We start from the raw sequence: 11380 nt of genomic DNA, 5'->3' as shown, positions 1-11380 counted from the left end.
GAGTGTGACCGTACATCCCGGTCCCGTGTCAAACGGGAAAAGTCCGCAACGCCACTCGAACGGTAACCCGACAAGCGTCCTGTCTGCCGCACGGACTGCCAGCCATGCCCGTTTTGCCCAGCTCAGAGGGCCAGGAACAGCCAGACCCCGACGAAGAGCGAAATGATCGCGAAAAAACCGGCCACGGCAGTGCCCAGCGTCCCGGCTCCCGGGGTCACCGGCTCGCCGCGCACGGCGCGGGTGACCGTCCAGAGCAGCAGGGCCCCGCCGAAGAGCGCGAACACCGTTCCGGCGAAGGCTCCCGGCACGGTTTCCATGTCCATGACTTCCCGCATCCCCTGTGTCCGCCCCACGGGCGGACACCCGCCCCGGCACGGAGAATCGCACGCCCCGGGGTCCACCGGGCCAATCCACGGTGAACTCACGCCCGGGCGAACTGGCCGGATCCTTTCGCTCCCGTCCGCCGCTCCGCGCGCCCCGCACGCTCCCCCGCGCCCCGCACACCCCGCCCTGACGTTCTTGACGTGGCTGACAAGATGGCGGAAACACAGACCGTCTTCTCGTAGGGGGAGCCCGAAGATGTCCGACCCGAACAACCCGTACGGCCAGCCCAAGCAGGACGGTTACGGCTATCCGCAGCAGCCGCCGGCCGCCCCCGGCCCTTACGGCCAGCAGCCCGGGTACGGGTACCCGCAGCAGGGCGGCTACCAGCAGCCCGGCTACGGCTACCCCCAGCAGGGCGGTTACACCGGCGACCCCAACGCGCCCTACGGGTACGACCCGTACGGCCGCCCGCTGTCGGACAAGTCCAAGGTCGTCGCGGGTGTGCTGCAGTTGCTGCTCGGCGGCCTCGGAGTCGGCCGCTTCTACGTGGGCGACGTCGGCATCGGCATAGCCCAGCTCCTCACCTGCGGCGGGTTCGGCATCTGGGCGCTGATCGACGGCATCCTCTACCTGACCAGCAACGACCGCACCGACTCGCAGGGCCGCCTGCTGCGCAGCTGAGGACGACGATGACCTCCATGACGTTGCACCGCCTCAGGGCCGTGGCCGGACGACCGGCCGCGGCCCCGCTGGCGTCGCTGGCCGCCGGCATCGCCGGCGCCGCGTACCTGTGGGGCACCGACCCCCACCAACACGGCCACTGGCTGCCCCGATGCCCCCTCAACTGGGCGACGGGGCTGCTCTGTCCGGCCTGCGGGGCGACGCGCATGGTCTACGACCTGATGCACGGCGACCTCACGGCGGCCTTCCACGACAACCGCCTGCTCCTGATCGCGAGCCCGGTCGGCCTCTATCTCTGGGTCCGGTGGGTGGTCGAGGGCCTGCGAGGGCGCTCGTACCACCCCAGGCTCCATCCCCGCGGCCAGATCGCGGTGCTCGCCGTCGCGCTGGCCTGGGGCGTCGTGCGTAACGCGGTATGACAACGCGGTGATCACGTTTTCGTGACGTCTGTTGACCAGTGGGGCAGTTGTGCGAATTCGATGCTTGGATGTGGGTCATCAGCGGCGGGGGGCCGGATCCGATGATGCGTGCGCTCCTGCCAGTACGTCCCCATGCGCAAGGAGCACGTCCCATGGCTACGCCCACCCCTGACGCCCCGTTCGGCTTCGACCAGGCCGGCCGCCCGCTGTCCGACAAGTCCAAGGTGACCGCCGGTCTGCTGCAGCTTTTCCTGGGCGGTCTGGGCATCGGCCGCTTCTACACCGGCCACACCGGCATGGCCATCGGCCAGCTCGTCACCCTCGGCGGCTGCGGCATCTGGGCACTGATCGACGCGATCCTCTTCTTCACCAGCAACGACCGCACCGACGCCAAGGGCCGCGTCCTGCGCGGCTGATCACCCCGCCGCCGTACGGCCCGCGTCCGCATCTCCGCTGCGGACGCGGGCCGTTCGCACAGATCACACCGGCTCGATGAAGCCCTGCTCCACCAGCAGCCGGATCGCCTCCGGCGTACGGTCCCGCAGCACCACCGGGTCCTCGCCGAGCAACTGGGCGATGGCGTCCAGGATCCGGCCGGCCGACAGCGTGCCGTCGCAGACGCCCGCGAAGCCCGCGCCCACCGTGTCGACCCGGGTCGCGCGGCGCATGCCGCGCTGCGAACGCAGCACGACGTGCTCGGGGTCCTCGGCGCCCGGCATCCCGACCTGCTCCTGCACCACCTCGTCCGCCAGCCGGAAGCGGGCGTCCAGCAGGGCCGCGTCGTCGTGGTCCCGCAGGAAGTCCTGACGGCCGAACCATGCGTCGACGTGCGGGCCGAGCGGCTGCTCCACCGGATGCGGCCACTCCTCCGCGACCACCACGGGCCGGTCCGAGCCGGACTTGCGCACCGTGATCCAGCCGAAGCCGACACCCTTCGTCTTGCGCTGCTCGAAAGCGTCGAGCCAGGCGTCGTAGCGGGCCGCGTACTCCTCCGCGCCCGCCAGGTGGTCGCCGCCGTCGCGCAGCCACAACTCGGCGTACTGGGCGGGGTCCTGCACCTCACGCTGCACGATCCACGCGTCGCAGCCGCGCGGCACCCAGGAGGCGACGCGGTCCCGCCAGTCCTCGCCCTCGGTGTGCTCCCAGTTGGCGAGCAGTTGGAGGTGGCCGCCCTCGGTCAGATGGTCGCCGGCCTGCTGGACGAGCGTGCGGCACAGGTCGTCACCGGCCATGCCGCCGTCGCGGTAGGTGAAGCGGCCGCCGGGCGAGATGACGAACGGCGGGTTGGACACGATCAGGTCGAAGCGCTCGTCGCCGACCGGCTCGAAGAGGCTGCCCTGCCGCACATCGGGCTCCGGGGCACCGGACAGCGCGAGAGTGAGCCGGGTGAAGTGCAGGGCGCGCGGGTTGAGATCCGTCGCGGTGACCCGGGTGGCGTGGCGGGAGGCGTGCAGCGCCTGGATGCCGGAACCCGTGCCCAGGTCGAGCGCGTTCACCACGGGCCTGCGCACGGTGATCCCGGCCAGCGTGGTGGAGGCACCGCCCACCCCGAGCACCAGGTCCGCCCGGTCCACGCCGGGTGAGGTGCCGATGCCGCGCACGCCCCGCGAACCGCCCACGGCGCAGCCGAGGTCGGAGACGATCCACCAGTCCTCGCCGTCGTCACCCCCGTACGGGCGCACGTCGACCGTGGCCCGCACCTCGTCGCCGTCCCGCACCAGCCAGCCGCCGGCGACGGCGGCGTCGACCGGGAGCACGTCGCGCAGCCGGCCGTACGGGACGGGCTGCTGGAGCAGGAAGAGCCGCACCAGGCTCTCCAGCGGGCTGCCGCCGCGCGTGGCGCGCAGGGCGGGCACGGTCTCGGCCCGCGACAGGGCCGCGTAGGCCGTCGCGCCGAGCAGGTCCAGGCAGCCGTCGGCCGTGAAGGCGGCGGCGCGCAGGGCGTCCCTGAGGAGACGGGCGCTGTCGGGGGCGGGCAGGGGCGGCGGGGGCGGCTGCGTACTCACGCAGCCATTGTCACCCCGGCGGGTCGCCGGCCCGCCCTCGCGCGCTCAGGAACTCGCCGGGGCCGAACCGGACTCCTGGCAGCCGGGCTGCTTTGCCATGGCCTGGCCGACCTCGCCCTTGCGGAGCGTGTCGAGTGCCTGCTCACCGCTCTTGCTGACCTTGGCGAGGTTGTCGGAGACGCCCTTGAGGCCGTCGGCGAACTTCGCCTGGTCGTTGACCGGGATCTTGTCCATCTGCCGGCGCAGGTCCGCGTACGAGGTGGACAGCGAGTCGAGGTCGCTGACCGCGTCCTTCTTGAGCTGGGCGCCGTTGTCGACGGGCGGGTCCCCGGCCTTGTTCACGATCTGCGCGAGCTGCCGGTAGGCATCCGAGATCTGCTGGAACGCGCTGGAGTCGGCCTGCCTGACCTCGGCCGGCTTGCCGTTGCTCGGAGTGTTGCTGATCTTCGTGTTGGCGTCGTTGATCCGCTTCACCTGGGCGGCGGCCTGGGTGCAGACCGTCTTCGCCCAGGTGTCGAGCTTTTCGTTGCCGTTGTCACCGCATCCCGCCAGCGTCCCCGTCGCCAGGATCAGAGCCGTAGCGGGCAGTGCGGCCGCGAGTTTCTTCTTCACGGCCCGGGAACCTACACGGCCCGTGCCCACGGGCCATATCCGCTCCGCACGATATGTCGATCAATAACCCATATGAACCAGAAAGAGGGTGAGGGATCTGACGCGAATGCGGGCGGCGGGCGCCATCCTTGTGGATGACGCCCGCCGCGCCCGCACGGTTCGTACCGGATTCAGCTCACTGCGTGTCAGACGGCCGCCGTCGCGGACGGGTCGGCTGATCGCTTGGCGGACCCGGAGTCCCCGCCTTTGTCGTCGACGTCGTCGTCCCCCACCGCGATGCCGCGGCGCTTGGACATGTAGACGGCGCCGACGATGACCGCCAGCGAGACCACCGCGACGCCGATGCGCACGCCCACGCTGGCGTCGTCGCCGTAGGAGAACTTGACGACGGCCGGGGCGATCAGCAGCGCCACCAGGTTCATGACCTTCAGCAGCGGGTTGATCGCGGGACCCGCGGTGTCCTTGAACGGGTCGCCGACGGTGTCGCCGATGACGGTGGCGGCGTGGGCCTCACTGCCCTTGCCGCCGTAGTGGCCGTCCTCGACCATCTTCTTGGCGTTGTCCCAGGCGCCGCCGGAGTTGGCGAGGAACACCGCCATCAAGGTGCCCGCGGCGATGGCTCCCGCCAGGTACGAGCCGAGCGAGCCCACACCGAAGCAGAAGCCGACCGCGATCGGGGCGAGCACCGCGAGCAGACCCGGCGTGGCCAGCTCGCGCAGCGCGTCCTTGGTGCAGATGTCGACCACGCGCCCGTACTCGGGCTGCTCGGTGTAGTCCATGATCCCGGGCCGCTCGCGGAACTGCCGGCGCACCTCGAAGACGACCGAACCGGCCGACCGGGACACGGCGTTGATGGCCAGTCCGGAGAAGAGGAAGACGACGGCCGCGCCGAGCAGCAGCCCGACCAGGTTGTTCGGCTGGGAGATGTCCAGGTCCAGCCAGCGCAGATCACCCGCGGAGACATTGGCGTCCCGGACGGCGGTGTCCACGGCCTCCTTGAAGGAACCGAAGAGCGCGGTCGCCGCGAGGACGGCGGTCGCGATCGCGATGCCCTTGGTGATGGCCTTGGTGGTGTTGCCCACGGCGTCGAGGTCGGTGAGGACCTGCGCGCCCTCGCCGTGGACGTCCCCGGACATCTCGGCGATGCCCTGCGCGTTGTCCGAGACCGGGCCGAAGGTGTCCATCGCCACGATCACGCCGACGGTGGTCAGCAGGCCGGTACCGGCCAGCGCGACCGCGAAGAGCGCCAGCCAGACCGAGGCGCCGCCCAGCAGGAAGGCGCCGTAGACCGACAGGCCGATGAGCACGGCCGAGTAGACCGCCGACTCCAGGCCGATCGAGATGCCGGACAGGATGACGGTGGCCGGCCCGGTGAGCGAGGTCTTGACGATGTCGCGCACGGGCCGCCGGCTGGTCTCGGTGAAGTAGCCGGTCAGCTGCTGGATGAGGGCGGCCAGCACGATGCCGATGGCGACCGCGACCAGCGCGAGGACGCGCGGGTCACCGGAGTGCGAGGCGATGTCGCCGGGCACGTTCTTCAGGTCCGCGTACGTCGAGGGCAGGTAAGCGAACGCCGCCACGGCCACCATCACCAGCGAGATGACGGCGGACACGAAGAAACCGCGGTTGATCGCGGTCATGCCGCTGCGGTCATTGCGCCGGGGGGCCACCGCGAAGATGCCGATCATGGCGGTGAGCACACCGATCGCCGGGATCAGCAGCGGGAAGGCCAGGCCCGAGTCGCCGAAGGCGACCTTGCCGAGGATCAGCGCGGCCACCAGGGTGACGGCGTACGACTCGAACAGGTCGGCGGCCATGCCGGCGCAGTCGCCGACGTTGTCGCCCACGTTGTCCGCGATGGTCGCGGCGTTGCGCGGGTCGTCCTCGGGGATGCCCTGCTCCACCTTGCCGACCAGGTCGGCGCCGACGTCGGCGGCCTTGGTGAAGATGCCGCCGCCGACACGCATGAACATCGCGAGCAGCGCGGCGCCGAAGCCGAAGCCCTCCAGCACCTTGGGCGCGTCGGCCTTGTAGATCAGGACGACGGCGGAGGCACCCAGCAGGCCGAGGCCCACCGTGAACATGCCGACCACGCCACCGGTACGGAAGGCGATCTTCATGGCGCGGTGCGAGACGGACGTGAGATCCGCCGCGGGCTCACCCTCCGACGGGGTGGCGGCCCGGGCGGCAGCCGCCACACGGACGTTGCTGCGCACCGCGAGCCACATGCCGATGTAGCCGGTGATCGCCGAGAACACGGCGCCCACCAGGAAGAACACACTGCGGCCGATGCGCTGCGACAGGTTGTCCGCGGGCAGCAGCATCAGCAGGAAGAACGCGGCGACCGCGAAGACGCCCAGGGTGCGGAACTGCCGTGCGAGATAGGCGTTGGCCCCCTCCTGCACGGCAGCGGCGATCTTCTTCATGCTGTCGGTGCCCTCGTCGGCACTGAGCACTTGACGTACCAGCACCACGGCGAGGCCCAGTGCGGCCAGGGCGACCACCGCGATGACGATCACCAGATTGCGGTTTCCGTCGGTCAGTACGGGCGATGCGGCCAGTGGTTGAGCGATGTCCTGCAGGTGAGGGGTAAGTGGCCCCGCCATTCGTCCTCCTTGACGTTTGGCACATGGGCGCGCGGCTTCGGCGACTTCGCAGCCGCGACACTCAGGCTTGTGAGCTGAGCAAAGATGGACGGATTGTAGGGAGCGCAACTAGATCAAAACAGGGCGCAGGAACCGAATTTCGCCGCCACCAGGGAATAGCAAAGCCCCTCACCCGCAGATATCACCGGAAAAGGTGAACAGTCCGCGGGTAAGTGGATCAACAGGAAGAGTGAACCGGGACGGCGGCGAGACCGCCGCACTGACCTGCGGCGGAGGCGTTCGGGCAGCCGTCGCGGGGCGTTTCCGGATGCGACACGGAACGCCCGTTCGAAACATACGTGCGGCGGCGCCGGAATGCCGCGGGGCCCGTGACAGGGCGGCCCGCGGCGGGAACGCTAGAGCGTGACCGGATTGAGCGGCCAGCTCATCCGAATGACGTCGCCGTACTCGCCGGAGACGACCTCGACGTCGTCGACGAGACCGCTGATGACCGCGAGACCCATCTGGCTCTCGTCCTCGGCCTCGGAGGTCTCGGAGGAATCCACGCCGTCCGGATGCGGCACCGGGTGCTCGGCGGGCCCGTCGGTGCGCGCCGCGGGAACGGAGGCGCCGGAGGCGTCCGAACCGGTGACCGGGGGACTCGGCGATTCCGAGGGACCGGGGCCGCTGTCACCGACCTCGATGGTGAACTTCTTCTCCTCCTCGGTCAGCCGCACGTGCACGGGCCGGTCCTCACCGCTGCTGCGGTGCAGGCCGACGGCCCGGCTGCACGCCTCACCGACGGCGAGCCGGACCTCGTCGAGGACGGCCTCGTCCACCCCTGCCCTGCGGGCTACCGCAGCCGCCACCAGTCGTGCGGTGCGGACGTGCTCCGGCAGTGCGCTGAAGAGCAGTTCAACGGTGGGCATGGCCTCCCCCTCGTGCCTGTGGGCAAGCAACACTGGGGCCCGGGCGTCGGCGTCGCCCGGTGCCCCGCGGTCCGGCGTCGACCGTCAATCGGTCGCCGCGACGGCCTCGTCGACCGAGGTGTGAATGGGAAACACCTTGGTCAGGCCGGTGATACGGAAAATCTTGAGAATGCGCTCCTGGTTGCACACCAGGCGCAGCGAGCCTTCATGCGCGCGAACCCGCTTGAGCCCGCCGACGAGCACACCGAGCCCGGTCGAGTCCAGGAAGTCCACGCCTTCCATGTCCACGACCAGGTGGTAGCTGCCGTCGTTCACGAGTTCAACCAGCTGCTCACGCAGCTTGGGTGCGGTGTACACATCAATCTCGCCGCCGACCTCGACGACCGTACGGTCGCCGACGGTTCGAGTCGACAGGGACAGGTCCACGGATCCTCCAGCACCTTGCATCGAGCGGTCGCCCCCCATGGATCGGCAGCCGCGATGGCATTCAATCACTTACCAGCGGGCATGCACGACGCCTTACGGCGATTGTCCGTCATGCCAGTGACACACTGAGTGCCGATGGCTCAGGATCATCTTCCGCAGTCGGCGCACGGCCGCACCTCCCCCAGCGCTCTCCTGGAGCGGCTGGCGTCGGGGGCGGGCAGGGCCGCGCGCATCACCCATACGGAGCACTTGCCCCCGCGGGTGGGTCGCCATGCCGATTGGCCTGATCAGATCCGCGGGGAGGTGATCGACGCCGTCCGGCTGGCCGGCATCGACCGGCCCTGGGAGCACCAGGCCCAGGTCGCCGCGCACGCGCTCGCGGGCACGTCGGCCGTGGTCTCCACCGGGACGGCCTCCGGGAAATCCTTGGCGTACCTCGTGCCGGTCCTGAGCGCCCTCATGGACGGCTCCGAGGCCCCGAACGGCCGCGGGGCCACCGCGCTCTACCTGGCCCCCACGAAGGCGCTGGCGGCCGATCAGCGGCGCGCCGTGGCCGATCTCGCGGCCCCGCTGGGCAAGGCCGTCCGGGCGGCCGTCTACGACGGCGACACGCCGTTCGAGGAGCGCGAGTGGGTCCGCCAGTACGCGACCTATGTGCTGACCAACCCCGACATGCTCCATCTGGGGATCCTCCCGGGCCATTCGCGCTGGGCCTCCTTCCTCAAGCAGCTGCGCTACGTGGTGGTCGACGAGTGCCACACCTACCGCGGTGTCTTCGGTTCGCACGTCGCCCAGGTCATACGCCGGCTCCGGCGTGTCTGCGCCCGGTACGGGGCGGATCCGGTCTTCCTCCTGGCGTCGGCGACCGCCGCCGACCCCGGCGCGACGGCCACCCGCCTGACCGGCGTCCCGGTGGCCGAGGTCACCGAGGACGCGTCCCCGCGCGGCGAGCTGGCCTTCGCGCTGTGGGAGCCGCCGCTCACCGAGCTGAGCGGCGAGCACGGCGCGCCGGTGCGGCGCACGGCGACCGCCGAGGCCGCCGACCTGCTGACCGACCTCGTCCTGGACGGCACGCGCACGGTGGCCTTCGTCCGCTCCCGGCGCGCCGCCGAGCTGATCTCCGTGATCGCCAAGGAACGGCTCGCCGAGATCGACCGCACGCTGCCCCGGCGTGTCGCGGCCTACCGCGGCGGCTACCTGCCGCACGAGCGGCGCGCCCTGGAGCGCGAACTGCACTCCGGGCGGCTGCTCGGACTGGCGTCCACAACGGCCCTGGAGCTGGGTGTGGACGTCTCCGGGCTCGACGCCGTGCTCCTGGCCGGGTACCCGGGTACGCGGGCGTCCCTGTGGCAGCAGGCGGGCCGGGCGGGGCGCGCCGGGCAGGGGGCGCTGGCCGTGCTGATCGCCCGTGACGACCCCCTGGACACCTATCTGGTCCACCATCCGGACGCCCTGTTCCGCCGTCCGGTGGAGTCGACCGTGCTGGACCCGGACAACCCGTACGTCCTGGCCCCGCATCTGTGCGCGGCCGCGGCGGAGCTCCCGCTGACCGACGCCGACCTGGAGCTCTTCGGCCCCGAGGCGGGCGTCCTGCTGCCCCAGCTGGAGCGCCGCGGGCTGCTGCGCCGCCGGGCCGGCGGCTGGTACTGGACGCGCCGGGAGCGGGCCGCCGACCTCACGGACATCCGGGGCGAGGGCGGCAAGCCCGTCCAGGTCGTCGAGGACGGCACGGGCCGCCTGCTGGGCACGGTCGACGCGGGCGCCGCGCACACCACGGTCCACCAGGGCGCTGTGCACCTGCACCAGGGCCGCACCTACCTGGTCCGCGAACTGGACCTGGAGGAGTCGGTCGCGCTGGTCCAGGAGGCCGATCCGCCGTATTCGACGATGGCCCGCGACACCACCTCGATCGCCGTGCTCGACGAGGACCTGGTGGAGGAGTGGGGCGAGGCCCGCCTCCACTTCGGCTCCGTCGAGGTCACCCATCAGGTCGTCTCCTTCCTCCGCCGCCGGCTGATCACCGGCGAGGTCCTGGGCGAGAGCAAGCTCGACCTCCCGCCCCGTACGCTGCGCACCCGCGCCGTGTGGTGGACGCTCACCGACGATCAGCTGGACGCGGCCGCCGTCCACCCCGAGGAGCTGCCCGGCGCCCTCCACGCCGCCGAGCACGCCTCCATCGGTCTGCTGCCGCTCTTCGCCACCTGCGACCGCTGGGACATCGGCGGTGTCTCCGTGCCGCTGCACCCGGACACCGGACTGCCGACCGTCTTCGTGTACGACGGCCATCCAGGCGGCGCGGGCTTCGCCGAACGCGCCTTCCGGACCGCGAGGACCTGGCTGACCGCGACCCGTGAGGCGATCGCGTCCTGCGAGTGCGAGTTCGGCTGCCCCTCGTGCGTGCAGTCCCCCAAGTGCGGCAACGGCAACGATCCCCTGGACAAGGCGGCCGCCGTGCGCGTCCTGGACGTGCTCCTGGCCGCCACCGGTGACGAGCCCGGCGGGGGCGCCGACGACGGCGGTGGGACGCCCGCGGAGTCCTGAGGCCCGGCCCGGGACCGGACCTCGGCGGGCCCCACGGCCGCCGTGACGTCGGCGATCTCGCCGGTCACCGCGCAGCGCACCAAACGGGCGTGCTGCGCCGCGGCAACCCTCCCGGCGAGGGCACAGGCCGCTTCAGCACCGCGCAGGGCGTGGTCGGCCGCGGCGAGGGCGGCGAGGTCCGCGGCGGCCCCGGCACGGTGCCGGGCGGCGATCGCGGCTGCCAGGGCGAGCACCGCGCAGGCCGCGAGGACCAGCACCGCGCCCAGCAGCGTCGCCCACACCGTGGCCGAGCCCCGGTCCCTGCCGGGCCTCACGGCGTCTCCCCCGGCTGCCCGGCGGGTACCTGACCCTCGACGGCGGCGACCGCCTCACCGTGCAGCGTGAGGGACAGCGAACGGGCCTCGACGGTCACCCGGACCAGTCCGTCGCCCCGCCGGACCGCGACGCCGGCCCCGGCGGGTGCCGCGGACCGCGCGGCCGCCAGTACGGCGCCCTCCGGCTCGTCCCGGGCCGCCGCGCGGGCCCCGGCCCGCGCGGCGTCGACGCAGCGGATCTGCGCGGCGGCGGCCGCGAGCCCCCACAGCAGCATCGCGGTCAGGAGCACCAGCGACGGGATGACGACGGCGGCCTCCGCGGTGACGTACCCGCCGTCCCGGGCCCGCCTAGAACGCCACATCGAGGGCCCGCTTGATCAGCCCGCCGAGCGCCTCGCTCACCACGCCGGAGGTGACCACCTTGTAGAGCACGGCGGCGAACCCGCAGGCGGCCAGGGTGCCGACCGCGTACTCGGCTGTCGTCATCCCGCTCTCGCCGGTCCTGCAACGGCGCGCCAGCTTCCTCAGAAATCGCATGACTCC

The 11380-nt window shown here is 71.7% G+C and carries 12 protein-coding genes and 1 pseudogene; 4 read left to right on the top strand and 9 right to left on the bottom strand.

What is annotated here, in order from left to right:
• Positions 1-122 precede the first annotated feature (122 nt).
• Complete coding sequence (locus tag ABZ883_RS34275; protein ID WP_360913245.1) at positions 123-323, bottom strand: hypothetical protein; 201 nt, start codon at positions 321-323, stop codon at positions 123-125.
• A 256-nt stretch (positions 324-579) separates the two neighbouring features.
• Here ABZ883_RS34275 and ABZ883_RS34270 point away from each other — a divergent pair, with 256 nt between their 5' ends.
• The 3 genes from ABZ883_RS34270 to ABZ883_RS34260 all read left to right on the top strand — a co-directional run bounded on the left by ABZ883_RS34270 (position 580) and on the right by ABZ883_RS34260 (position 1840).
• Entirely contained in the window at positions 580-1005 is a 426-nt protein-coding gene (locus ABZ883_RS34270; protein WP_360913243.1) for a TM2 domain-containing protein, read from the top strand.
• Between the two features lie 8 nt (positions 1006-1013).
• On the top strand, positions 1014-1424 hold the full coding sequence (locus ABZ883_RS34265; protein ID WP_360913241.1) for a DUF2752 domain-containing protein: 411 nt from the start codon (positions 1014-1016) through the stop codon (positions 1422-1424).
• A 152-nt stretch (positions 1425-1576) separates the two neighbouring features.
• A complete protein-coding gene (locus ABZ883_RS34260) occupies positions 1577-1840 on the top strand; it encodes a TM2 domain-containing protein (protein ID WP_360913239.1) in 264 nt (87 codons plus the stop codon).
• A gap of 63 nt (positions 1841-1903) precedes the next feature.
• Here ABZ883_RS34260 and ABZ883_RS34255 read toward each other — a convergent pair whose 3' ends face one another.
• The 5 genes from ABZ883_RS34255 to bldG all read right to left on the bottom strand — a co-directional run bounded on the left by ABZ883_RS34255 (position 1904) and on the right by bldG (position 7982).
• Positions 1904-3430, bottom strand: a complete 1527-nt coding sequence (locus ABZ883_RS34255) for a class I SAM-dependent methyltransferase (RefSeq protein WP_360913237.1) — start codon at positions 3428-3430, stop codon at positions 1904-1906.
• Positions 3431-3475: 45 nt separating this feature from the next.
• Positions 3476-4042, bottom strand: a complete 567-nt coding sequence (locus ABZ883_RS34250) for a small secreted protein (RefSeq protein WP_360913235.1) — start codon at positions 4040-4042, stop codon at positions 3476-3478.
• Positions 4043-4227: 185 nt separating this feature from the next.
• A complete protein-coding gene (locus ABZ883_RS34245; protein WP_360913233.1) occupies positions 4228-6648 on the bottom strand; it encodes a sodium-translocating pyrophosphatase in 2421 nt (806 codons plus the stop codon).
• A 395-nt stretch (positions 6649-7043) separates the two neighbouring features.
• Positions 7044-7556, bottom strand: coding sequence for an ATP-binding protein (locus ABZ883_RS34240; RefSeq protein ID WP_360913231.1), 513 nt, complete (start codon positions 7554-7556; stop codon positions 7044-7046).
• Positions 7557-7640: 84 nt separating this feature from the next.
• Positions 7641-7982 (bottom strand): anti-sigma factor antagonist BldG, encoded by a 342-nt coding sequence (gene bldG, locus ABZ883_RS34235; RefSeq protein ID WP_018562186.1) that lies wholly within the window; start codon positions 7980-7982, stop codon positions 7641-7643.
• A 135-nt stretch (positions 7983-8117) separates the two neighbouring features.
• On the opposite strand from bldG, the gene ABZ883_RS34230 reads away from it, so the two are divergent.
• Positions 8118-10523, top strand: coding sequence for a DEAD/DEAH box helicase (locus tag ABZ883_RS34230; RefSeq protein WP_360913228.1), 2406 nt, complete (start codon positions 8118-8120; stop codon positions 10521-10523).
• Between the two features lie 11 nt (positions 10524-10534).
• Here the strand turns inward: ABZ883_RS34230 and ABZ883_RS34225 are convergent.
• The 3 genes and pseudogenes from ABZ883_RS34225 to ABZ883_RS34215 all read right to left on the bottom strand — a co-directional run.
• Positions 10535-10837: pseudogene (locus ABZ883_RS34225) on the bottom strand (Rv3654c family TadE-like protein); the annotation flags it as partial.
• Positions 10834-11199 carry a TadE family type IV pilus minor pilin gene (locus ABZ883_RS34220; RefSeq protein ID WP_360913226.1) on the bottom strand — a complete coding sequence of 122 codons (366 nt, stop codon included), beginning with the start codon at positions 11197-11199 and terminating at the stop codon, positions 10834-10836. The pseudogene ABZ883_RS34225 and the gene ABZ883_RS34220, both read right to left, overlap by 4 nt.
• Entirely contained in the window at positions 11186-11374 is a 189-nt protein-coding gene (locus tag ABZ883_RS34215; protein WP_360913224.1) for a DUF4244 domain-containing protein, read from the bottom strand. Before ABZ883_RS34215 ends, ABZ883_RS34220 begins: the two co-directional genes overlap by 14 nt.
• Positions 11375-11380: the final 6 nt, after the last annotated feature.

This window comes from Streptomyces sp. NPDC046977, from assembly GCF_040644455.1.
Taxonomy (GTDB): Bacteria; Actinomycetota; Actinomycetes; order Streptomycetales; family Streptomycetaceae; genus Actinacidiphila.
The sequence above is the reverse complement of the archived record's forward strand: the minus strand, read 5'-3'. Positions and strand labels throughout refer to the sequence as shown.